We start from the raw sequence: 23,548 nt of genomic DNA on the forward strand, positions 1-23,548 counted from the left end.
AATCACTATCGGGAGTTAGATCATGAAACGCTTTCACGTCCACGTCGCGGTAGCCAATCTGGAAGACAGCATTCGCTTCTACTCGGCGCTGTTCAACGCACAACCCACGGTCCAAAAAACCGACTACGCCAAGTGGATGCTGGAGGATCCACGGCTCAACTTCGCGATCTCCAGCCGCGGCACCGCCACTGGTGTCGATCACCTAGGCATTCAGGTGGACAGCGAGGAAGAGCTAGTACGGCTACAACACCAGTTGCAGGCGGCCGACATCAGCATGGTGACGCAGACAGGTACCGCCTGCTGCTACGCCGAATCAAACAAACACTGGGTCACCGACCCCGCAGGCATCGCCTGGGAGAGTTACCAGACGCTGGCGTCGATCCCGACGTTCAACGGTGGCGAGTCCCCTGCAGGTGAACCGGCTAGCACCTGCTGTACGCCGAAAATCGCCGTCAAGATCACACCCAAGAACACCTGTGCGCCGGACAGCGGTTGCTGCTGAATACTACCGAGAAAGAGAATCCTCCATGAACCAAGCCGCGATCAATGTGCTGTTTCTGTGTACCGGTAACTCCTGTCGCTCCATCCTGGCCGAAGCAGTCTTCAATCACCTGGCGCCGGCGGGCTGGCATGCAATGAGCGCCGGCAGCCAGCCGACCGGACAAGTCCACCCGCGCTCGCTGGCGCTGCTGGCGCGAGAAGGGATCGCCACCGATGGCTACCACAGCAAGTCCTGGGATCATCTGCCAGCGACGCCTGACATCGTGATCACGGTGTGTGCCAGCGCCGCCGGAGAGACCTGCCCCGCCTATCTGGGGCCGGTGCTGCGCAGCCACTGGGGCGTGGAAGATCCCGCCCATGCAACGGGTAGTGATCAGGAGATCGACACGGCCTTCCTCACGGCCTATCGCATCCTGCGCGCGCGGATCGAGGCTTTCCTGGCCTTGCCGCTGGACACGCTGCACCAGGATCGGCCCCGCCTGAAAGCTGAGCTTGATCGCATCGGCACACTGCACCTCTGAGCAGCACTGCCTTCGCGGCAGCATGCATGATCGCCCCCATCCCACGGAGAATGGCATGTCCACCCAATCTGAAGCCGCCCATCCCTGCGCCGCTGGCACCTCGCTTAGCCTATTCGAGCGCTACCTGACCGCCTGGGTCGCCCTCTGCATTGTGGCCGGCATCGGCTTGGGACAGGCGTTCCCCAGCCTGTTCCACACGATCGGAGGTTTGGAAATCGCCCAGGTCAACCTGCCAGTCGGCCTGCTGATCTGGGTGATGATCATCCCGATGCTGCTGAAAATCGATTTCGGCGCGCTGCATCAGGTCAGGGCGCATATCAAGGGCATCGGCGTTACCCTGTTCATCAACTGGCTGGTCAAGCCGTTCTCGATGGCCTTTCTGGCTTGGATATTCATTCGGGTATGGTTTGCACCGCTTCTGCCGGCGGCACAGCTGGACAGCTACATCGCAGGTCTAATCCTGCTGGCGGCAGCACCGTGCACCGCCATGGTGTTCGTTTGGAGTCGGCTGACCGGCGGGGATCCGTATTTCACACTGTCCCAGGTGGCGTTGAATGACTTGATCATGGTGTTCGCCTTCGCGCCGCTGGTCGGCCTGCTGCTGGGTGTCTCCAGCATCACCGTGCCGTGGGCCACGCTACTGACCTCGGTTGGACTGTATATCGTGGTGCCGGTGCTCATCGCGCAGATCATTCGCAAGATGCTGCTGGATAAAGGTCAGGCCGTATTTGACGCTGCCATGCACCGGATCCAGCCATGGTCCATCTCGGCGCTACTACTAACTCTGGTACTGTTATTCGCCTTCCAAGGCAACGCCATCTTGCAACAACCGCTGGTTATTGCGCTGCTGGCCGTGCCCATCTTGATCCAGGTGTTCTTCAATTCGGCTCTGGCCTATTGGCTCAACCGCCAGGTTGGAGAAACACACTCGGTGGCCTGCCCATCTGCGCTGATCGGCGCGTCTAACTTCTTTGAACTGGCCGTCGCAGCCGCGATCAGCCTGTTCGGTTTCCAGTCCGGCGCCGCACTGGCTACGGTGGTAGGCGTGCTGATTGAGGTGCCGGTGATGCTATTGGTGGTTCGTGTCGTCAATGCCAGCAAAGACTGGTACGAAAAGTGAATTGCGCCGGCGGAAGAAACGGTCGAGTCATTGACGTATGGTTCTGCCACAAACGACCGGGCCGAACCAGCCCTGGCCGATGGACTTCGTCGCCGACACGCTGTGGAATGGCCGGCGGATTCTGGCCTTGACAGTGATCGACACCTGGAACCGGGAAGTAGTCTGGATTGAGCTGGATCATTCCCTATCGGGTAAGCGTGTTAGACCGCCGATGGGCTCAAGGTCGCTGTCTGTAGCTGATCCAGGTTGATAACGGCCCAGAGTTCACCAGTAAGGTGTTGGAAACGAGGAGTACGACTACATTCATCCAGTCAGGGAGCAAGTGGATAACACTCACATCGAGCGCTTTAACAGTCGATTCCGGGAGGAATGCTTTAACCAGCGTGTCTTCCGCAATCTGCTTGATGCCCTGCAGAAAGTCGAAGCTTGGAGCCTGGATTGCAACACCACCTGGCCACATAGTGCGCTGGGCTATATGACCCTGGTCGAGTTCCGGGAAAAACACCAACCCGAACCGGACCAGGCCGCTAACTTATGGCTGGAACACCAAGCGGGGGAACGTCAGCTGGTGCTGCAAAGCTCAATCTATAGCCAAATTATGTAAGTTTATCTTTTTCTGATAAACCACATATACTTCTCTAAATTTGTTTCATATCCAAGCCAGTCTACCAACGGCTCACGAAATATCTAGGAAAGTGGGGGCGATTCAATAAGCATTAACAGATGCTGGCCAATATCCTCATTCAATACTGGTAATTTGCAAATATTTATAGAGCTTACAGCTGAATCCAACCTATTTCTTAGCCTTTCCCATATGAATGTAAAAATCTTTGAATTAATTCCAATCCAAGCACTTTGAATATAGCGATTGCACCCTTACGAGCTTAATCAGGCCCGGCCTTCAATAACTGTTCCCGCTCCGACTCTTCTAAATGCTTCCCCAGACGATTCATCTCAACCACACTGTTAACGTAGAATATCGGACGTTCAACAACAGCAAAAGGACAGTCATCATAGGGTGGCTTCAACTCTGGTCCATAAATATAATCATAAGTATGTGAAAAAACTAAATACCCCTCACCTATCTCCTGTAATGTATGCGCAATCGGATAAAGCCAGTCCTGGCACATATATTCGACGATTATATCGTAATAGCATTCCTTGGTCTGAATGGCGACCTCTAAAGCACAAGCCAAGTAGGCCTCACGAAACAGAGCCCCTAGCAGGACCAGGTGATCCAATGTCGGCGGGCTACTTTTCATTATATCCTGCAGCATTTGCCCATACGCTTTGTGGATGTAATCGCTGGGCATTGGAAAAATCGGCATCGACTTCTCATAACTCTGATGGAAAACACTTCGGAATGCTTTTTCTCCGTAATAATCCGCTCGTGCCAGCCCCAATCGGCTCATTGCAGCCTGCGCAATATCGTGATAAACGACAATTTCTAAGTCGTTTCGCGTCAATAGCTGCCAATAAGGCGAGTAGAAAAGCTCCGCCGTACCAGAAAAAGCTGCCTCTTCCTCTACCAGTTGAATCAGATCAAAATCTCGTTTGGGGTGGTTGCCATTAGAAGGAAGCGTGCCATGCAAGCGTATCGTTTCGAAAATCCTACTACGCATCTGGGGGTCTTTCGGCCGACGCCCCAGTTTCTCCAGAAATAATAGGTCAAGCTGGTAGTCACTAAGCGAGGTTCTCGACTTAACCGCGTAGTACCACAGCTTGGCGCGCAACCTATCTACCGGCGACTGGCGGGGGCGCCCTGTCCGCTTTGCATCACTTGGTATCATGAAACTCCCCTTTTCATGGCCGCTTTCACGTTACCACAGAGTTTGGTATGACTGCTTTATACCTAGTCCAATCTGATTCCACCTGACCATGACTACCTCTGCCTCCCTAGACGAATTGCAGCGCAACTTGCTGGATGCCTATGGGCCCTTGATGGGCGATGCAGTGCTATGGCAAGCCTTGGGCTTTAAGACCTGGGCAGGTTTTGACAGGGCAATACGTCAAGGAAAACTAGAGGTCCGTATCTTCACTTTGCCAGGAAGAAGGGGGAGATATGCGCTGACGTGCGATGTTGCAGCTTGGCTCTGGGACGTGCGTTCGACAGCCCCGAGCCCGCACGAAGCATGCTGAGAAAGAGCCGCCTTTAGATAAATGCCCTGCTGGGCACCTCTCACGGAACCTCATCATGAAGGAGGGTCAGAAATGTAAAAGGGTAACCTGACGGCTACCCCTTTGATGCAAAAGACGAATCTTTTGACTTCAGCAATCAAAGTATCGTCTCGCGCATCTTAGCGGTCAAGCCATTCCCCCCTGTATTCGGCCAAAAACGTTCAGTTTCCAACTGAACGGCGGATTTTCACGTCCCTTTTTTGGCAACTTTCCAACAGATGCGTGGCTACGCAGGGAGAGGTCTTGCCGCGTAGCCGGGAGAAAACGATGCAAGGAGTACGACTAGTCGTTACCCGTCGGGGTCGGCACATCCGTGGTTATTTTCCCTCCAAGAAGATGAAACAGATGGTCCCATGGGAATCGCTGCAGGAACACGATGCCCTGCTATTGCTGGAGCTATCACCAGGTGTCGTTGCTTTTAAAGCGCAACCTGAAAAGTTGCCGTATTGGGACGGGACCGCCATGCGCGTCCACTTCCCAGATTTGTGGGTGCTTCTGTACGACGAACACGTGCTGTTCGTCGAGCTCAAGCCGGCATCCGAACTGGCCCGCCCCCAGGTCAAAGCGAAATACCGCCAGATTGCCGAACAGCTGTTGGCGCAAGGTCTGGATTATCGGCTTTTGACCGATAAGGAAATCCGGCAGGAGCCGCTGTTCAGCAATCTGAAACAGCTGCTGTATCGCTACAACCATCCCGCGAGCCCCCTCCCGACCCGCAACCAGCTGGTTGCGGCCTTCTATCTGACCGAATCCCTCCCCTTGGCGCAATGCCTGGAGCGTTTCGGTCCAGACGTCACCAACACCCTGATCGCGCAAGCCCGGCTCTATGTCGACCTGACACAGCCCCTCGCGCCGGCTTCCCTCGTTCAACTACCTACGGGAGAGCGCCATGCAACGATTTACTTTTAAGCGTGGCCTGGGCTTCCTCCAGGGACAGACTCGCTGGGAGCTGGACCGCCGGCTAGCCAGCGGCAAGCTGCAACTGCTCTCAGACGAAGGAGAGGTTCTGACGCTAACCAACTCAGACATTCTGCAACGCTGGCAGTCCCAGGAGTGGATCATCGACGAGGAGTCATTGGCCAACCTCGGTGAGGCGATCTATCTCGTGACGCCGCGCGACCTGTCAACCTATCCACTCAAACTTCAGGCCATTGCCAGGCGCCGCCTGCATTATCTGCAGGGCATTGACCCCGACCACACACCGTACAACAGGTCGATCTGGGAGGCTCGCATCAATCAGCTGGCCGGCGAGATCAACGATAAGTACCCGCCTTGCGCGTCGACCGTATCGGAGTGGTGGCGGCGTTACCGGACTACCCGCTCGATTCTGAAACTAATTCCCTGGAACCGACCAGAATCCAACCACCAGACCAAACCAGGCTATCAGCTGTTCGAGCAGGTCATTGCCGAGGTTTATCTCACCGACAACAAGCTCCCAAAGCTGGCGGTCTACCAGCGGATGAAGGCACGTACCGAGGCCATCAATCAATCGCTGTATGCGCAGGAGCAGATGAAATGCCCCGGCCGCACCACGGTATATCGCTGGCTGGAGGATTTGCAGCAGGACTTGGTCGATCTAGCCCGCGAGGGCGCCGAGGCCGTGCGCATGAAATACCGCGTCGCGATCGGCCGTGTGAAGACCCAGGCCATCCTGGAACGGATCGAGATCGACCATACCCCGCTGGATATCATCATCATCGACCTCGTGACAGGGCTAGCATTGGGCAGGCCGTGGATTACGGTGGCGATCGACCAATACTCCCGGATGATCGTCGGTTTCTATATCAGCATCGGCGCGCCTTCCGCCAACTCGCTGCTGCAGTGCCTGCGGCGGGCCATCCTGCCCAAGGAGGAGCTGCTCAGTCAGTGGACCGATATCAAGCACCCGTGGCCGGCCTACGGCATCCCGCAGTTGGTCGCCGTCGACAATGGCCCGGACCTGCACAGCACCGGCTTTGAACAGGCCTGCCTGGAGATGAGCATCGTGATGCTGTTTTGCGGATCCAAGGTGTCATGGCAAAAAGGCGCGATTGAACGGTTTATCCGGACGATGAGCGTGGACCTTATCCACACCCTGCCAGGCACCACGTTTTCTAATCCGCAGGAGCGCGGCGACTACCCGGCAGAAAAACAGGCCTGTCTGGACATGGCCACGCTGACGCATTTACTGGTGCGCTGGATTGTCGATGTCTACAACGTCACGCCTCACCGCGGCATCAAAGGCCGGCCATTGGATCGTTGGCAAGAGTCCGCCAACCGGGCCCCGATTGCGCTGCCCACCGACCCGCAACAGTTGGAGCTGATCGCCGGCATTCCGGCAAGCCGGACGTTGTTCCACTACGGCATTGAGTTCGAGGGCCTGCATTACAACGACCACCACGTGCAACTGATCCGCCGGCGCTTCGGCAAAAACATCCCTGTGGAGATCAAAACCTATGAGGATGATGTCGGCCACATTCATGTGCTGGATCCGGATAGTAAGACGTATCTGTGCGTTCCGGCGCGGGACATGGAATACGCCGAGGGTCTACCTCGGGAAATGCACCGCACCATCCGCGCCCATGCCCGCAAACGCTTCGGCGAGCTGTGCAACCCCCCTGAATTGCTGGAGGCGAAACGCGAGATCCAGGAACTAGCGCAGACGGCGCTGCAGCACAAGAAGATGGGCTATCGAAAGTCCGGCGCGCGCCAGTTCAACCTCAACAGCGAGGCGGTGCTGGAAAAACAGGATCCGCTGGTCGCTGCCAGAAAACCCGTCAAAACCCGCAAAACTCAATTGCCGGAGTCGTTGCCTGACGGATTGCAAGATGATCTGCCGGAGCTGTCGGTGTCAGCCAAGAAGGGAGGCGCGTGATGGATCCTCTCGACTTGATGCGGCAGTTCGCTCCGAACGCCGGCTACGCGTCCGACAAGGTGCTGGGCTACAAGCTGCAGTTGGAACCCATCTACCACCAACGCTTTCGCCACGCGCTGTTCCAGATTGCCGAACTGCATCACCGTCGCCGCGCGCATGGCGTGGGCGGCGGCGTGCTGTTGATCGGCCCCTCCGGCGCCGGCAAAAGCACCGTCCTCCGGGCGTATGAAGCACAGTCACCACGCAGTTTTGAGACGCAGCGCACTCGGATTCCGGTCCTCATCGTGCGAGTGCCGTCGTCGCCGACGGTGCGCAGTCTCGCCGGCGCCATCCTGGAGGCCATGGGGGACCGGAAGTCGCACCGCGGCACTGCCCCCGAAAAAACCACCCGACTAGTCGACTTCTTCCCGCAATGCGGCGTGGAGATGCTGCTGATCGATGAGTTCCAGCATCTGTTCTATACCCCCAGCGTGACAGCTTTCCGGGATGTCACCGATTGGCTGAAGAACCTGCTGGAAAGTACCTGCGTGGGCATGGTGGCGTGCGGGCTGCCGGCGGCCGAGCTGGTGATCCGCAGTAACGAGCAGCTGTCGCGCCGCTTCTCGCAGTGCATCCCCATGGATCCGTTCCAGCTCGACGATGAGGCGGATTTCTTGGAATACCGGGGGCTGCTCAAGGGCATCGCGCCCTGCCTGCCGCTGGGCTGCGAGACTCCCTTGCATGAGGCCAACCTGGCGCGGCGCATCCACACCGCCAGCTTCGGGCTGCTCGACTACACCATCAAGCTGCTGGAGGGCGCGGTCTGCGCCGCCAACCTGGCCGGCCTCAACACGCTGTCGCTGGATGTGCTGGGTGCCGGCTTTCGCGAGCGGATCTGGAAAGACGTGCCTGACACGCTGAATCCCTTCCACCCCGAGTCGTCGCTGCGTCCCCTCACTCGCCCCGGCGAGGTGTTCTACCCGCATACCCGTAAGGACCCAGTCGGCTCGCCGGTAGCCATCAAGCTGGGCCTGCATCCAAGCAAAGGAGGTGTGACCCATGCGTGACAGCACCATTCCCCAGCAAGATGCCCCCAGCTTGCTGATCCGTCCCCACCCAACGCGAACCGAGGGGCCAATCGGCTATCTATTCCGGCTGGCCGAGGCAAACTTCATGAGCCTGCGAGACCTGGAGCAGCTTGGCATCGCCTTCACCCCTGAGGCCTTGCGGCAGCAACAGCTGCTTCCCCCTGACCCGCTTTATCCGGAGCTGCACAGCCATATTCGCCACGTGGCCCAGTTGGAGCAGCATCAACCCAGCATCTGGAACCGACGCTTCGCCCGGTACTGCCCGTACTGCCTGGCGGAGGAAGCCCGATGGCGGATCGGCTGGGAGCTGCTGTATTTCGACACCTGCCCCAAGCACGGCACCTGGCTGGTGGACCATTGCTCCAGTTGCGGCGAGTCGCTGACCTGGCACCGAGACAGCCTGCTCCGCTGCAATTGCGGCGCCGATCTACGTCGGGAGATCCCGGAGGAGGCGCCTGCGGCCGCCATCCTGCTGGCGGAAACGCTGGAGCAGATGCTGTTGCGGCAAGCGGTTCCACAAACGCATGGCTATCCCTTCCAAGGGCTCACCCTGGAGCAGGTACAGCGCCTAATCCGCTACCTGGGTACTTATCTGGATCCCGTCGCCACGCTCAAACCACTCAAAATCATGAATGCGGGCTTACTGGAAGTCTCCTGGCCCATCACCTCATTGGCGGCGGAGATGCTGGTTTTCTGGCCCGACAAATTCCACGCAGCCCTCGACGCCCTGCAAACGTCCAGCGGAGATCCGCAGATCAGCCTGAACACCGTGTTTCAGGAGGCTTATCGTTACCTTTACGACGGAGGACTGCGCGATGGCGTTTACCACCCGGTTCGCGAAGCTTTCGAGCAATGGGTGACGCAGCGCTGGAAAGGCGGCGTGGCCAGACGGAATCGCCGGTTCACCATCGAGGTCCTGGAGAACATCCAGTGGATTCCTGGCAAGGCGGCGGCCGACCGACTCGGTATCTCCATGGCGCGGCTGCGCTACCTGATCCGTTCCGGGCAACTGGAAGGGCAAGAAACCATCAGCAGCAAAGGCCGCCGCTTCCTGATGGTGCGCAAAGACCGGCTGATCCAGGTGGAGGAACAACTTGCGGGGGAAATCACCATGACCAAGGCCATGGAGGTGCTGGGTCTGGGCAAGGTGCGGATGCGACGGATCCTGAAGCTGCTGTTCCCCTCCGCCCGCCGAGTCAACGACCAGCCTTTGCTGCCATGGTGCATTTCCAGCTCGGAGGTCTATCAGTTGGCCGAGTTCGGCGAGGCGCTGCCGCGGGTCTATTCTCTCGATGAAGACGAAACTTCGCTGGCCGACGTGCTGCACTATTGGCAGTGGAATGCCGACGAAGTCGTGTCGTTGGTTGAGGAGATCCAGGCAGGCAAGCTGGCCGTCTGCGCCACCCTCATCGGCAAGACTGGGATCACGCGCTGGGTGTTCAAGCGCAAGGCCTTGCAGCTGTGGCGAGCCAGCCTTCCCACGGATCGGGCCAACTGGGTCACCATTCCGGAGTTGGCCGAAGTGCTGGGGGTGAAGCAGCAGGTGGCGTACTGGCTGACGCAGAACGATTACATCCGCTCGCACAAGCTGGGCAACCAGAAGCACCAAGGCTCCAGAGTGCGCAAAGCAGATGTCGACCGCTTCCTGCGGCAGTACATCTTCGGTACCGAGATCGCAGACCTGATTGGTCGCTCGCCCAGAAAAGCGATGAACATGCTCAAGCACCAGTACATCCACCCGCTCAGGGGCACCAGCATCGAGGCCTGCCGCCAACTGGTATATACTCGCACGGATGCGCTTCAGCGCTTTATAGAAAGATACCAGGTGGGGGATCCGGTCAAGTGGCGGGACACGGTGCAGCGGCGGCGAAAGGCCTGGGAGAGGATCTTCCAGGAAGATGGGACGCCAGTACCGCCTCCGTCCCACTTTCGTCTAGAACCCCATTGATCTGTCGTGGGGCTCATCTAGATGAAGATAGGATCCTACAGACATCTATTGCATGTGTATTTATTTTAGAAACTAAAACCCGCCATAGTGGCGGGTTTTAGTTTCTTAGTTTTATAAAGCCATTTAGGTATTTTGTTTCGTTATAGAAATAATAGCTATTTTCTAGGATTCAAAGGTTGAATATGTTACTAAGTTTGTTTAGTGGGGCTGGTGGCCTAGATTTAGGGTTTGAGCAAGCAGGCTTCAATGTTGCTCTCGCATTTGATTTACGAGAAGATAGTATTAAGTCATACAATCATAACCGGGTTTTAAATGGTGATGCAAATGGGCATGTTTTTGATGTTAGAAATCTTGATTTAAATAAATTGGATGAGTTGTATCAAGGGGAGTTTGCTCCATTTGGTATCATAGGTGGTCCGCCATGTCAGAGCTTTAGTAGAGCAAATAAATCTAAAAAACAAGATGATCCAAGACATGAGTTACCTAATGTATATGCTAATTTAATTTTGGAGCTTAATCAGAGAAGTCCGGTGGCATTTTTTGCGTTTGAAAATGTGACAGGTATTTTGGAGGAGTCACATAAAAAAATATTTGATGATTTTAAGAAAAAATTAAGCAAAGATTTTGTTTTGTCAGAAAGCGTCTTGAACTCAGTGAATTATTCAGTTCCTCAAACGAGGGAGCGATTAATTTTGGTAGGGTTGAATAAAGAGCTATTCGGTAGCATACAATGGACGCCTCCTGCTCCAACTACAGTTAATATTGATGAACTCAATTTAAAAAATACATTTAAAAATTTGCCGGAACCAACATATTTTAATAGAAATTTAACTCCAGAGGATATCGCATATCATAAAAATCATTGGTGTATGCAACCTAAGTCTCAAAAATTTAAAATAGAAGGTGCACTTAAGCCGGGTGATCGTTCAAATAGAAGCTTTAAAATACTTTCTTGGGATTCTCCTAGTATTACGGTGGCGTATGGAAATAGGGAGGTTCATATTCATCCGGGATGTCATCGGAGGCTTAGTGTATTTGAAGCAATGCTCCTTCAAGGATTTCCTCCAAGTTATGAATTGGTTGGTTCTCTTTCGTCTCAAATTACACAAGTAAGTGAAGCTGTCCCTCCTCCAATGGCTTGTGCGATTGCACGTTCGATTATTAGTCATATTGGAGGGACAACTATGGATGAAATAGTGCAGCTCTAATCTATGAGATACCTGCAATAAAGTCATTGTAGCGAGCTATATCATAACCAGCTTTCTTTAGGTATACTTTTGAATCCTCTCGCATTCTCTCCATTTCATCATTGTCGATAAGAAGTTTTGTGTCTAAGTCTGTCAGGCTTAAAGTCTCTTGGATAATTTGAATGCCGGATTGAATTTCACTCTCATTAGCTGGATTTAAATTAGTTTTTTCTGTTTGATTGCTTATGAGATTGTAGTTGTCTGTGGGTAATGTTGTGTTGAGAGAAAATTTGTACGCAAGCGATAGCATGTCTGGTTTTTTTGCATGTACAGAGTAGTAGTAGCTGGGAAGCATTTCTACTTTGACTTGTGGTATTGCTGTTGAAAGAAAGCTAAGAAGCCACTTTCCAAAACCAATACAAAAAAAGTCCTTAAATTCACTAATTGGCATTTTCTTTGCTTCATCAAATTCAAGCGATTCAGTGATTTCATGAGTGGAGAGCACTGATGATAGCCTGTCCTTAAATAAAGTGCTTTTCTTCATATTGTCAACAATGGCTGATAAAAAGGCAGCGAAGTGCCTTCTGTCTACACACTCAGGCTCAACACGGGTTGTGAGAAATAGAAGCCAACTACTTTGATGCCTGGAAACCTGTAGATTTACAATGCTATTGATTGCATCAACACACGTTTTAGCATTTTTGGGTGGGAATGCGAAATGGTTGCAAAGGTCTATGTTTATGGCATGGAAGGGGCCATGTTCTCGCAGTGCATTATATGCAATGCTTTCCTTAACTGCTGTTTCTTCTAGTAGCTCTCGAACTACGATGGAAGAGTCATGAATATATGTGCTACCTTTAATGTCATTTTCAGCAATATTCATTCTGGTTTCAAGGGACTGATCATCTGTTTTAAAATAGCCTAGATATTTTAGTTTGAGATTGCGGCTGGTTAAACTCTCCCCAAGGACTCTAATGTCAATCATGTCCTCGCTAGGCAAAGTTAAGTAACGGAAAACTTTGTTATCAATTGGAAGGTCAATTGACTCAATAAGCCTTTCAATTTCATAAAGCCATTGCTTTTTTCTAATGTACTGTTTTCTTGGCTTGTGCCAAGGGCGAAACTTTCGTTCAGAGGGAGGCAGCGGTGTTCCTGGCCTTCTAGGAAGAAATTGCTCAAGATCATTTTTTGCATCTTCATCATTTTGTTTGATTTGGCTAGGATTATTCATTGCTTTCCCCTTTGAAAATGGAGAATATGTCATTAACCAGCTCTTTTACAATATGATCTTCAAGATTCTCTATGACTCCATATGCGGCGAGAATGCTTGTTAAAGCTTTTAACTGGGCCTCTCTTTCAGAGGTACTCCCTTGGCTAATTGTACGGCTCCCTTTATCTGGCTGAGAAATTTCTATAATGATTGATCCCTCAATTCTTTCATTCACTAATTCGAGGGATAAGCTTTCTGCGGGGGGAGATAAAATAATTTTTGGTGGAGGAGTATCGTTGCCTCTGATTTTTTCCCAGACTGAATTTGTATGGTGTTCAAGAGAGCTGATTCTACTTAGGTGTAAAGTGTTTTTTTCAATATCAAGGTAATTTTTGTTTATTGATTTTAAGCGGTTGGTTATTTGACGTAAGGCTTTATGAACCCAGTCTTTAATGTACTGGTAGTGGGGGTGGCTGGTATTAAAAGATTCGCGATCTATATTAAGTGCTGGATCTAGGCCTTTAGTGACAAAAATTTCAGCCATAAGTTGTTTTAATCGAGTTAACTCTGAGACTCGATAATCGAAAAATGTTTCATCAAAAAGTGTGCCGCTTGCACCGTTAATTCTAACTAAAATCCCATTGTTTTCTTTTGGAACTATTTTTTGATTCCAATAAAAGTAGGCTTCGAATTCTAATGCGCCTCCTCCTAGAGTTGCATCTACTTGATGGAATGGCGATATACATTTTCCGTAAAATGCCATTGGACTTTTGAATCTTCGCTTATCTCCAAGAAGAACTTTGTTGAAGGTGATAGGATGGCAAAGCTCTACCCCATCAACTTCTACAGAAAAAGCTGGGGAATTATTATTAACAATGCTATTGAATTTTATTTTGTCTGAAATATTTTCTGAGCTTGCCAATTCTATTTTTGAGACTTGGCCTCGTTTTTCGTTTGAAATCTCATAAAACTCAATGCCTGCGCCATAAGTGATTTCTAATGGATTATCCTCGATGTACTGGACTGGGGATGCTAATCCAATGTCCCATAACATCCTAAGATAGTTATCTAATATGTTTTCAACAGTCGGGTCTTTGTTAGTTTTGCCTAACTCATTTATCACTGAGTCATATAAATTCTTGAATCGTTGCTTAGGAGAGGAGCTTTCCTCCCAAGGCAGTTTTGGCTTGGTTAAATAAATATCTTGATCAAGATCATCAATTCTACCGATATGAAAATTTGGTTGAGTAATTTTAATTATGCTATTTTCTTCTATTTGTGCACGCGCACTGTCATCGACCTCTCGCCACCTATCCATACTACGTAAGGTATCTTGTGTAGATGGTCTTAAGTTCATAAGAATTATCTCTGTTCCATGATCTTCAATCTCAGCTGTAGGCTCTATGGTTATAGTTACATCCCCTGGATCAAATTGTATGCTTTCATCGGTAGCCTGTTCTAGAAGTTCTTCGGTGTAAGTTTTTAAAACTACTACTGCTGAACTTCTGAAATTATCGCCTTTTCTTTTTGTGATAATTTGAAAATGTTGAGTTAACTGAGAGATGGCAAATAAGCCAATTCCTATTTTCCCAATGAGACGACGACCTTTAGGGCTAAGGGTTGTATCGTCTACACTAGAAGTACCAAGCCGCTTCCCTTTTACCGTTCTTTTTGAACTGCCTCCAATGTGGCAGACCATATCGGCAAGGGTTTCTCTACTCATGCCATTTCCATTGTCGCGAATAACAATGCGTTCAAATCTGGGAGCATCTGTGTGGATGATGACTTTAGTTGCATCAGCATCGTAAGCATTTGAAATGAGTTCTCTTAGGGCTGATGATGGTTCCCTATATATTCCATCAGTTACCCTAGCGATAACACGATCATCAACTTGCAATTTTTCTGTTATGGACTCACCTGTCTTAAGTTGCCTCATCCGGTCTGCTAAAACAAGGGCTCTATCTTGAAATGGTTTATCTGAAAAAATCATTTTAAGCACCTATCTGTAATGTAAACAAATTGCACTTTACAACGACGTCATTCATTATGACAATTATTTCCATGTCATGCAATTGTTTTTTTGTGATTTGGAGAAAGTGAAATTTGTCCAGTAGCTAAGTTTGTATGCATGACTATTTCAATTGAATTGCGATGCTTGGGAAATGAAATTTGTATTTTTACGTCATTATTGTTTCTTGTTCATCAATTTTTATTTATATATTTCAGCTATGTTCAAAGGAAACATGTATTTTTAAAGCCACTGGTTAGCTGAGGTAAGGGGTTTTCTAATTTTATATTTGATGATGATTCGGTAGTGGCGTCTCTGGAACTCGCTTGGAAATGTTTGCGGCGTGCTGGCACCGAGAGCGTGGAAACTACGAGAATCGAATATTTATGCCTTGGTCTAGAAGTTATTTATCGCATACTGGGTCATTCCCTGGCCGAGTATGCTCTATAAACCGTTTGGCTAACGACCAGTCGTTTATAGTTATTTCCCGTATTATCTGGAAGCTACAAGAGCTGCTATAGTAGGTTTCTCTGGTACTTGTCAGGTAATCGGTCAGAATCTTGGTTACCTCATTTGCATGGGAAAGAGTATATAATTCAGTAAATTTCACTAGCTTACTGAATGATTCTGCCCTCTCGCACTGTCATGCCCACTTGCCCCTTCTGCTCTCTGTCTCCGGACCGCCACCTGTTCGCCAACATTCACGGTGTGGTGATCCGGGATGGCTTCCCCATTTCCCCTGGCCACACGCTGATCATCCCGTGCCGGCACATCGCTTCCTTTTTTGAACTGGAGCCCGCAGAGCGGGAAGGGCTGATGGTGCTGCTGGACCAGGCTCGCCAGCAGTTGCAGGCGGAACTGAAGCCGGATGGGTTCAATATTGGTATCAACGATGGCGCGGCGGCGGGGCAGACGGTGCCGCATTTGCACATCCACCTGATCCCACGTTTTGCTGGGGACAGGGAGGACCCGCGTGGCGGGGTGCGTTGGGTTATCCCTGAAAAAGCCGACTACTGGTCGCCGCGATGACGGCGGCGCCTTCCGCGCAGGAACAAATCGCTTTCATCCTAAAGCTTCAGCGTTTGTTCAGTGAGGGTGAGTTCAGCGCCACGTACAAGTTTGCCTTGCTGTTGAGCCTGGCCGAGCTGGCGGTGGAGTACGGAGACGATAGTGGTGCGGCCTTGAGTCTGCCAATGGCCAAGGTAGGGGAGAAGTTTGCCGAGCTTTATTGGCGGCAAGTTCCGCCGTATTCCTCTGGCTTGGTGGACACGGTTGGCGAGACGTTGCATCAGAATAAGGGCTCGGTGGTGGCGATCATGCGGCCTTTGCGGCAACTGCATGCCTTGAGCCATGGCCAGTGGTCGCAAGTGCGGGCTTTGTCGGTTTGGCCGGCTTGCCTAAAGGCTATCTGCCAAACGGTACGAGATATGCCCTTGAAGCATTTGCAGATGCTGGGTGGCCAGTTAGATCCTTTCCTTTATACCTATCCATGCCCACCCGACCAGGTGGTATTGCATGCCGGAGTGGCGTTCAATCTGCGTCGTTACCAAGAGCTGGTGCAGCAGCTGGCCAAGGCCGGTTGGTTGGAGCATGTGCGTAGTAATAAGCTGAACCGGGTGATTCTGGGGATGCGGGACGATCTGGAAACCTTCATGTTCGGCTCCGCTCGCGCGGACCTTAGCGAGGTGGCCCTGGTGTTGGGCCCTTTGCAGCAGCAGCGCTGTTTCTATTGCCAGCAGCCCATCAAGGGCAAGGCGCAGGTGGATCACTTCATCCCCTGGTCTCGTTATCCGCGGGACACCGCGCATAACTTTGTGTTGGCGCATGCGGTATGCAACCGTAGCAAGCGAGACATGTTGGCGGCCAAGCCACATTTGGAACGTTGGCTGGCGCATCTCTCTAGGCATGGTGATGAGCAGGGTGCGCTATTAGCACAGTTGGGCTTTGTCTCAGACCAAGGGTGTTCGCTTAGCGTGGCGGAGTGGGCGTACCGTGGAGGAGTGCAGGCTCAGGCATTTGTTTGGCACTGGGGGGGTGATGCCGAGCAAATTGAGCACGCCTATTTAAGTTTGTTTTAGTGTTGAATATGTTTGAATTGTTGATTCAATTTAGCTTGGAGGGCATTGCATGACAGAGTTGTTGCAATTGGCAAAAATTTTGCCGGTATCTCTAAGTTGGGCTGTGCCCCTTTTTGGTGGTATATGGGCTTTGCTTATTGTTTTTGAAAAGATTCAGGGGCTGTATTACAGAGCAAAGTCAGAAGGGCGAAGCAGTAAAAATGAAGATTTAGATATTGTTGATTCAATGATTGTTGGGGATAGGATGCTCGATATTCTCAATGAGGAAAGAAAGCGGCAGGAAGCTTTTTTTAGAATGACAGGACTGGAGGTCAGGAAGAAAGATCGAGAAGAACTTTTGGATATCTTTTCAATGGTTTCAATGCGATGTTCAGATTTGAAACATCTGTTTTACTTTGTGGAAAAAGCTTCAGAGGGTAGGTATAGGGTTCAGATTGGTTTGGTGGAAGTCTTTCATGCCATATTTGCGATTTTTATGTGTTTTCTGATCGTTTTTTATGGGTCATTATTTGGAATTGAAGTGGGGGCTCAGCATGGCTTTCTTGTGCTCGTGGTTATATTGGCCACTTTGACTGGAGTTTTTTTGACGATTTGGAGCGCAAAAGGATCCCTTCTCGAGTGTGTTATTGTTTGGAAAGTATCAAACCGGTTGGCAGAGCTGGGCAAGTTGGAGGGGAAGGCAGGATTGTCAAATCAAGTTCGCATGGCATTCATTCTGGGGTGGAAAGGGGTTTTTGTCGCCCTTGGTGTTTTTGTGGTCATTTTTGGGATAGCTTTTTTGGTTCGTATGATTTGAAAAACAGATCTCTCCTTACTTTGTCTGGTAGATGGTTTGTACTGATGTTTTCTCCGCTATTGAGCGCAAGGCTTGTTAGTGTTTTTAGTTAAAATAAGATGGCCCTTACTGTTATTCAGGCAAAACTCCATCACTTGTGGAAACCCCGCATCTATCACCACATGGTACAGCTGGTTCAGGCGTAGAGGGGCTGGGTTTGTGCTGGCCTCTCCATATGGAACACAGCTTTCCGGTGAGGCGGGTCGGGTACGGCCTTTGAGCCAAACTTGCCATATCTTGTTTAGCCTTCCTGCTTGCTTTTCGTACACCAATATCTCGGTGCCAGCATAAGGACGATCTGTTTTCGGGCTGGTGATATAGAAGCAGGGGGCGTTGTTGACGATCAACGCTTGAGCGTCAAAGTCGTAAGGCCGGGGACTGGTGGCTTGGGTGGTGCTGATGCTCGTGGCCAGCAGCATGCCACTCCATAGAGTAGGTTTCATGGCTTGGTGAACTCCGTGGTGTACGGTAGCAGCGTAGGGTCTTTGGGTTGGACCAAAAAGTCTTTCAATACCCTTCTCAACTCCTGAAGTTCTTCTTGGTATTTTCCCATTCCCTGTTCAGTCGCACCGAAATAGTTGGCAATCAGTTGGCCTTGTTGCTCCATGTTGAACTGATGCAACTGCTTGCCGGCGTCCGCACCTTTTAGGTCGTAATAGTAGGCTTTTGCGTTGGCATCATAACCACCTTTCAAGCCGATTTTGAAGCCATTCCAGATCAGGTTGTACCCCAATTGGTATTGCCAGACATGAACCATTTCGTGAATGAACCACATGAGGGTAGGGGCATCCTCTGCGGAGTAATCCGCTTTGAAGTATTGGTCCGGGAAGTGGATTTCGCCTCTTGGCGTCATGGCATTTTGGGAGCGGTTGGGTTGGCCAAACAAGCCGCCACGATGAATTTTGACTTTGCTGTAATCAATCGCATCTTTGAATAGGATTTGCGCCATTGCAATCTCGCCAGGGGTCAGGTCTCGGGTGCTGCTTGCCTGTGGCAAGGTGTGTTGGATGGGAGGTGAGTCTGAACTTTGTTCTTTGGTATGCAGTTTGGTGAGTGTGACTTTCATCGTGGGTGAGGGTGAGCGGCCTCCGTGGCTTGCCAGACGCTCTGCCTGGCACTCACAGCCATAAAACCAGTCTGGATAAAATTCGGCAACGGTGATGGCGACTTCGTAATCTGTTGCAATGCGCTGGGTATGGCCATCTGCATCGGTTTTGCCTGCCTCCGTTGAACCGTCTGCCAGTGTTAGCTTGTAGGTGGTATTGGCCACAGGCTGGCCATCCGCAGTAAGAAAGCGAATTTGTGCGTAGCAAGCCGCGTGGGCTGCTTGGGCCTGAATCAAGGTGCTTAGTGGGCCTGGCAAATATTTAACCGGGCCTGGTTGGGTGCCAAGGGTGAACTTGAATTGTGAGGCGATCAGAGTGGCGCCGCATGAGGTTTGCATGCCTTCCACCGCCACATCGTGGCCAAGGTAGTTGAAAGTGCGGGGGCCAGGCAGGATAAGGAATTCTTTCTTACATTTGGGGCAATAACCCTGGTGGCCGACGCCGGAGGCGTATTTGCCATAAACAAACAGAGTTGAAAAATATCCTAGCACTGTGCCGCCGTGCGAGGTGGTATCTCCTTCCCGGATGATGGCGCGTAGGGTCATGGTGGTCCCCCTCTAAACAAGCAATAAGAAATAGCTAGACTATGTTGCCATCATGGTGAGTGCGACAAGTCAGTGTGGTCTGCCACGAGTCAAGTAACGCCACAGGTCCAATCTCCACATACACATCGCTCCGCAGGCAAACCCATAGCCAATGCGGCCACCCCGCCACGATCCACCCCAACTTCACTCAACTACCTTGCACTCCCCCAACACCTACACCTGTCCTTTAGTCCAAGAGAACGCATTCCCAGACCACGCCGGCTTGTGACTGTCGTCCTAACTTCATAAAATTTCAGGCTTATTTTCAATGTCATACCGCCGCTTGGCGGTGTTTTCGTTTGGAATGCCGATGGACCTGAATGCACTGTTGGCCAGCTTTGCTTCCGCCTTTGGCCAAGACAACCGGATGTTGACCTTGCAGCTTGGGGAGGGGCAGTTCGCCACGGAACAGCTGCTGCCGCTCAGCCTGGAGGGTGAGGAGGGGATTTCCCAGCCTTATCGCTATACGCTGACCTGCTTGTCCCCGGACGGCAATATCCCGCTGAAGATGCTGTTGGGCCAGCCGGCCCGCATTGGCATCCAGGACGCGGAGGGGGGCGAGGCGATCCGTTGCGGCGTGGTCAGCCAGGCTCGGCTGGTGGGGTTGGACGGCGGCTTTGCCCGCTATCAACTGGTCGTGGAAGCGCCGTTCGCCTTGCTGCGCCACCGCAGGACTTCCCGGGTATTCCAAGACCTGTCCGTGCCGGACATCGTCAAACAAATCCTCAGTGAACATCAGCAAGCCAACCCCATCTTCGCCCGCGTGCAAACGCTGGTCTTGCAGCTCAAGCCGGCCGCGCCGCGCAGCTATGTGCTGCAGTACCGCGAGAGTGATTACGATTTCATCGTCCGCCTGTTGCATGAAGAGGGTTACGCCTGGCGTTTCCGCCACCTGGAGGCGGACGGGCCGCGGGTGGAGCTTGCCATCTTTGACGATGCCCACGCCTTGCCGGCCTCCCCGCTGCAGCGGGTGCGCTTCCACCGCAGCGACGCCACCGAGGAAGAGGACGGGCTGACGGGCTGGGAAGCTGCGCGCCAGATTGTGCCCGGCGCCAGCGCGCTGGCCAGTTACGATTACAAGCCGGTGCTCACCCAGCAAGGCCGGGAAGCCAGCCGGGTGGAGCAGGGCCAGTTTGGTCAGGCCTTGCAAAGCAGCCTGGGCCATTACGATGCGCCGGGCCTGTATTACGCCGGGGATGAGGAGCAGCTGGGCCGCTATGCCGTGCTGCGGCAGCAGGCCAACGATTTGCAGGCCAAGACCTTCAGCGGCAGCGGCGCGGTGCGCGGTCTGTTGCCGGGTGAGTGGTTCCGCCTGGACGACCACCCTGCACATGAGGACGACGCGGAGGAGAAACGCCAGTTTGTTGTCACCGGCCAGCGTTTCCAGGCACGCAACAATCTGCCGCGGGATCTGGCGCAGCACTTGGGCGCGAAGGCCGACGCTGCGCCGTTCAGCGCCGCCATCCAGGCCCAGCGCCGCGGCATTCCGCTGACGCCGGCTTATGCCGGCACCGCTCACGCCAGGCCCACCAGCCTGGGCGTGCAAACCGCCACCGTGGTGGGACCGGCCAGCGGCGATGCGGGGACGGAGAGCCCCGGAGAAGTGCATACCGACGAGCACGGCCGCATCAAGATTCAGTTCCATTGGCAGCGTCCGGAAGAGCATCCCGGCATCGGCGCGGGCATGGACGACAAATCCTCCTGCTGGGTGCGGGTGGCGATGCCGTCCGCCGGCGCCGGCTGGGGTCATCAGTTTCTGCCGCGCATCGGCCAGGAAGTGCTGGTGGACTTTATCGAAGGCGATATGGATCGCCCGGTGGTCAAGGCCGTGGTCTACAACGGCAGCCATCCCGCGCCGGACTTCAGCGGCGCCGGCAGCCTGCCGGCCAATAAGACGCTGTCCGGCATCAAATCGAAAGAGCATCAGGGCGGCGGCTATAACGAGCTGCTGTTTGACGACACCCCCGGCGAAGTACGCGCCAAGCTGTCCAGCGAGGTGGGCAAGACTCAGCTCAACCAAGGCTTCCTCACCCACCCGCGCAGCAACGGCCAGGCCCAGCCGCGCGGCGACGGGTTTGAGCTGCGGACGGACCAGCACGGCGCCATCCGCGCCGCCCACGGTCTGTTGCTGTCCACTGAGGCGCAAGGCGGAGGCGCGGGCAAGCAGCTGGCGCGGGAGCAGGCCAACAGCCAGCTACAAGCGGCGGTGGCCTTGAGTCAGGCGCTGGCCGAAACCGCCGCCACGCAGCAGGCCGACACCATGGAAACCGGGCCGGACGGCATTGGCGACGACAACGCCAGCAGCGGCAAACAGGAACACGGCCATGTGCTGCACCAGTTGCAGGCGCTGGAGGCCTGGGAGGCCGGCAGCAATACCGATCCAGACGGTAAAACCGCGAAAGAACAGGCCGGCCAGCAAGCCTTGCTGGTGCTGTCCGCGCCGGCCGGCATTGCCAGCCTGTCCGGGCAAAGCCAGACCCTGGCCGCGGAAACCCATCTCAACCTGGTGGCGCAGCGCGACACCAATCAGAGCAGCGGCCGGCGCTGGATTCATAACGTCGGCAAGCACATCAGCCTGTTCGTGGCCGGCGTGGCGGATCAGGTGGCGATGAAGTGGATAGCCGCCAAGGGCAAGATTCAGTTGCAGGCGCAAAGCGACAGCATTGAGCTGACGGCGGACAAGGACGTCACCATCACCTCCTGCAAGGAACGCATCACCATTGCGGCTAAGGACGAGATTCTGCTGACCAGCGGCGGCGGCTATATCCGCCTCAAAGGCGGGGATATCGAAGTGCACTGCCCGGGCACGGTCAGCATCAAGGGCAGCAGTCATGTATTGAGCGGGCCGGCCAGCGTCTCCATGCCCATGCCGGCCATGCCAAAAGGCTACCAACGTAGCTATATCCTGCAGGATGAAAAGACGGGCGAGCCGCTGGTGGACAAGGCTTACCGGCTCAAGCTGCCGAATGGCCGTGTGATTCCGGGTTACACCGACTGGGAGGGCAGAACCAGCACTGCCTTCACTCCAAGTTCCCAGCCGGTCAAGCTTGAGGCGCCCAAGCCTCCCGTCGAGCAGGAGTACACCTTGTATGGCTACGGCACCGGTCAGGCGGAACGCGGGCTGCAATTGAAAGACGACAATGGAGAGAATGCTTGATGGCCAACTATCAACCCGCCGGCGGCACGATGACCATCGTGGAAGAGCGCCCCGAGTATGCAATGCTGCCTCACCCAGGCAATAAGCCCTACCTGACCGAGAAGGCCGACGTGGCGATTCTGTCGCCCAAGTCCGTAGGGGCGACCAGTAAAAAGACCGGCCGCACCTACCAGCTCAATATGCGGCAAATCACCATGTCGATCCTGATTCGTCTGGATGAAAACAGCCACGATTACAAGTGGTTCTATAAGGCGGAAGTCAACTTCGATATGACCCGCAACCCCCCAACGCCCTTTCTGAGTCCAAGTCGCCGAGAAGACGGACCAAACCGGCGACACACTATTACCCCCTTCCCCAAAGGTTTGTCGAAGGGCTATTTACGACGGCCGGACCTGGTGATTGTGAAGGACAAGGAAACTCGTTGGCCGGGGCGCGCAGCCCCCGACCATGACGGCGTACCGCATGGGGACAATTTGGCTCGGGTGGCGGAGGTGAAATTTCCGGGGGATACGCTTACTCGAGACCAGCTTGATGCCTACATCAGCATCGCAGGTGAGCGTAGCCGCTTCACAGTGTTGGATGTGATCGATAAAAGGAAGAAAAAAGTCCCCGAGCCCAAAAAGGTGCCGGTCTTCAGCCCGCAACCGCAGGCCAAGCCCAAATCGCAAACCCAACGAGTACCCGCGCCGATCTACAGCCCGGTTCCGGTAAAGACTCCAGGTTACCTCCAGGATTGGGGCACGCAGTTGCAGCGTGGAGTTGCCGAAGTATGGTCGGATGCGAAGAAAGGCATGCAGGGCTTGGCTGAAGATACCCAAGCCTGGCTGGAAAAAGAGGCTGCTTGGCTGTTAGAGTCAGGTCGCTGGGTCCGGGATAAGTCCAAAAAAACTTGGACTTGGGTCAATGCGCAGGGGAAAGCGCTGGTCCGCTGGACCGAGGAGCAGTTGAAAGCCGCGTGGGCCAAAATTGAGCGTTATTGCGACATTGCCTGGAATGAGATTAGCCAGATTCAGTGGGGGCAGATTCTGCTTAATGTCGGCAAGGTTGTGGTGGGCATCGTGTTGGTGGTGGCGGCCGTTGCCTTGATGGTGATGGCATTGCCTGCCGAGTTGGTCGCGGCCTTTATTGCCTGCGTCGCCATACTGGGAGGCGCCACGGTTTCAAGCAACGATACACCACTGATGGCATGAGTTA

The 23,548-nt window shown here is 53.3% G+C and carries 19 protein-coding genes; 14 read left to right on the forward strand and 5 right to left on the reverse strand.

What is annotated here, in order from left to right:
- The first annotated feature begins 22 nt into the window (after nucleotides 1–22).
- The 4 genes from ACODRW_RS16770 to ACODRW_RS16785 all read left to right on the forward strand — a co-directional run bounded on the left by ACODRW_RS16770 (nucleotide 23) and on the right by ACODRW_RS16785 (nucleotide 2,746).
- A complete protein-coding gene (locus ACODRW_RS16770; protein WP_488906235.1) occupies nucleotides 23–502 on the forward strand; it encodes an ArsI/CadI family heavy metal resistance metalloenzyme in 480 nt (159 codons plus the stop codon).
- A 25-nt stretch (nucleotides 503–527) separates the two neighbouring features.
- Nucleotides 528–1,022, forward strand: coding sequence for an arsenate reductase ArsC (locus tag ACODRW_RS16775; RefSeq protein WP_203390882.1), 495 nt, complete (start codon nucleotides 528–530; stop codon nucleotides 1,020–1,022).
- A 55-nt stretch (nucleotides 1,023–1,077) separates the two neighbouring features.
- Nucleotides 1,078–2,142 carry an ACR3 family arsenite efflux transporter gene (arsB, locus tag ACODRW_RS16780; protein ID WP_488906236.1) on the forward strand — a complete coding sequence of 355 codons (1,065 nt, stop codon included), beginning with the start codon at nucleotides 1,078–1,080 and terminating at the stop codon, nucleotides 2,140–2,142.
- Nucleotides 2,143–2,464: 322 nt separating this feature from the next.
- Nucleotides 2,465–2,746 (forward strand): integrase core domain-containing protein, encoded by a 282-nt coding sequence (locus tag ACODRW_RS16785; RefSeq protein ID WP_488906237.1) that lies wholly within the window; start codon nucleotides 2,465–2,467, stop codon nucleotides 2,744–2,746.
- A gap of 280 nt (nucleotides 2,747–3,026) precedes the next feature.
- Here ACODRW_RS16785 and ACODRW_RS16790 read toward each other — a convergent pair whose 3' ends face one another.
- Nucleotides 3,027–3,932 (reverse strand): hypothetical protein, encoded by a 906-nt coding sequence (locus ACODRW_RS16790; RefSeq protein ID WP_488906238.1) that lies wholly within the window; start codon nucleotides 3,930–3,932, stop codon nucleotides 3,027–3,029.
- Nucleotides 3,933–4,656: 724 nt separating this feature from the next.
- Between ACODRW_RS16790 and ACODRW_RS16795 the strand changes: the two genes are divergently transcribed.
- From ACODRW_RS16795 to ACODRW_RS16815, 5 genes are all read left to right on the forward strand, one after another.
- Nucleotides 4,657–5,229 carry a TnsA endonuclease N-terminal domain-containing protein gene (locus ACODRW_RS16795; RefSeq protein ID WP_488906239.1) on the forward strand — a complete coding sequence of 191 codons (573 nt, stop codon included), beginning with the start codon at nucleotides 4,657–4,659 and terminating at the stop codon, nucleotides 5,227–5,229.
- Nucleotides 5,210–7,174, forward strand: a complete 1,965-nt coding sequence (locus ACODRW_RS16800) for a Mu transposase C-terminal domain-containing protein (RefSeq protein WP_488906240.1) — start codon at nucleotides 5,210–5,212, stop codon at nucleotides 7,172–7,174. The genes ACODRW_RS16795 and ACODRW_RS16800 overlap by 20 nt, the downstream gene beginning before the upstream one ends.
- On the forward strand, nucleotides 7,174–8,220 hold the full coding sequence (locus ACODRW_RS16805; RefSeq protein WP_488906241.1) for a TniB family NTP-binding protein: 1,047 nt from the start codon (nucleotides 7,174–7,176) through the stop codon (nucleotides 8,218–8,220). Before ACODRW_RS16800 ends, ACODRW_RS16805 begins: the two co-directional genes overlap by 1 nt.
- Entirely contained in the window at nucleotides 8,213–10,189 is a 1,977-nt protein-coding gene (locus ACODRW_RS16810; protein WP_488906242.1) for a helix-turn-helix domain-containing protein, read from the forward strand. Before ACODRW_RS16805 ends, ACODRW_RS16810 begins: the two co-directional genes overlap by 8 nt.
- A gap of 182 nt (nucleotides 10,190–10,371) precedes the next feature.
- Nucleotides 10,372–11,397 carry a DNA cytosine methyltransferase gene (locus ACODRW_RS16815; RefSeq protein ID WP_488906265.1) on the forward strand — a complete coding sequence of 342 codons (1,026 nt, stop codon included), beginning with the start codon at nucleotides 10,372–10,374 and terminating at the stop codon, nucleotides 11,395–11,397.
- Nucleotide 11,398: 1 nt separating this feature from the next.
- On the opposite strand, the gene ACODRW_RS16820 is transcribed toward ACODRW_RS16815, so the two are convergent.
- Nucleotides 11,399–12,607: a PP_RS20740 family protein gene (locus ACODRW_RS16820; protein WP_488906243.1), complete on the reverse strand. Its 1,209-nt coding sequence runs from the start codon at nucleotides 12,605–12,607 to the stop codon at nucleotides 11,399–11,401.
- Nucleotides 12,600–14,576: an ATP-binding protein gene (locus ACODRW_RS16825; RefSeq protein ID WP_488906244.1), complete on the reverse strand. Its 1,977-nt coding sequence runs from the start codon at nucleotides 14,574–14,576 to the stop codon at nucleotides 12,600–12,602. The genes ACODRW_RS16820 and ACODRW_RS16825 overlap by 8 nt, the downstream gene beginning before the upstream one ends.
- Before the next feature lie 639 nt (nucleotides 14,577–15,215).
- Here ACODRW_RS16825 and ACODRW_RS16830 point away from each other — a divergent pair.
- From ACODRW_RS16830 to ACODRW_RS16840, 3 genes are read left to right on the forward strand one after another with little or no spacing between them, the layout of a single operon-like run.
- Nucleotides 15,216–15,623: an HIT family protein gene (locus ACODRW_RS16830; protein WP_488906245.1), complete on the forward strand. Its 408-nt coding sequence runs from the start codon at nucleotides 15,216–15,218 to the stop codon at nucleotides 15,621–15,623.
- Complete coding sequence (locus tag ACODRW_RS16835; protein ID WP_488906246.1) at nucleotides 15,620–16,672, forward strand: HNH endonuclease; 1,053 nt, start codon at nucleotides 15,620–15,622, stop codon at nucleotides 16,670–16,672. Before ACODRW_RS16830 ends, ACODRW_RS16835 begins: the two co-directional genes overlap by 4 nt.
- A 49-nt stretch (nucleotides 16,673–16,721) precedes the next feature.
- Nucleotides 16,722–17,468 (forward strand): hypothetical protein, encoded by a 747-nt coding sequence (locus ACODRW_RS16840; RefSeq protein ID WP_488906247.1) that lies wholly within the window; start codon nucleotides 16,722–16,724, stop codon nucleotides 17,466–17,468.
- Nucleotides 17,469–17,524: 56 nt separating this feature from the next.
- Here ACODRW_RS16840 and ACODRW_RS16845 read toward each other — a convergent pair whose 3' ends face one another.
- Together ACODRW_RS16845 and ACODRW_RS16850 are read right to left on the reverse strand one after the other, a co-directional pair.
- Nucleotides 17,525–17,926, reverse strand: a complete 402-nt coding sequence (locus tag ACODRW_RS16845) for a hypothetical protein (protein WP_488906248.1) — start codon at nucleotides 17,924–17,926, stop codon at nucleotides 17,525–17,527.
- A gap of 20 nt (nucleotides 17,927–17,946) precedes the next feature.
- Entirely contained in the window at nucleotides 17,947–19,158 is a 1,212-nt protein-coding gene (locus ACODRW_RS16850) for a PAAR domain-containing protein (protein ID WP_488906249.1), read from the reverse strand.
- A 349-nt stretch (nucleotides 19,159–19,507) separates the two neighbouring features.
- On the opposite strand from ACODRW_RS16850, the gene ACODRW_RS16855 reads away from it, so the two are divergent.
- Both ACODRW_RS16855 and ACODRW_RS16860 read left to right on the forward strand, forming a co-directional pair.
- Complete coding sequence (locus ACODRW_RS16855; RefSeq protein WP_488906250.1) at nucleotides 19,508–22,354, forward strand: type VI secretion system Vgr family protein; 2,847 nt, start codon at nucleotides 19,508–19,510, stop codon at nucleotides 22,352–22,354.
- Nucleotides 22,354–23,544, forward strand: a complete 1,191-nt coding sequence (locus tag ACODRW_RS16860) for a VRR-NUC domain-containing protein (RefSeq protein WP_488906251.1) — start codon at nucleotides 22,354–22,356, stop codon at nucleotides 23,542–23,544. Before ACODRW_RS16855 ends, ACODRW_RS16860 begins: the two co-directional genes overlap by 1 nt.
- The last annotated feature ends 4 nt before the right edge of the window (nucleotides 23,545–23,548 follow it).

The organism is Chromobacterium sp. FG89 (assembly GCF_057808735.1).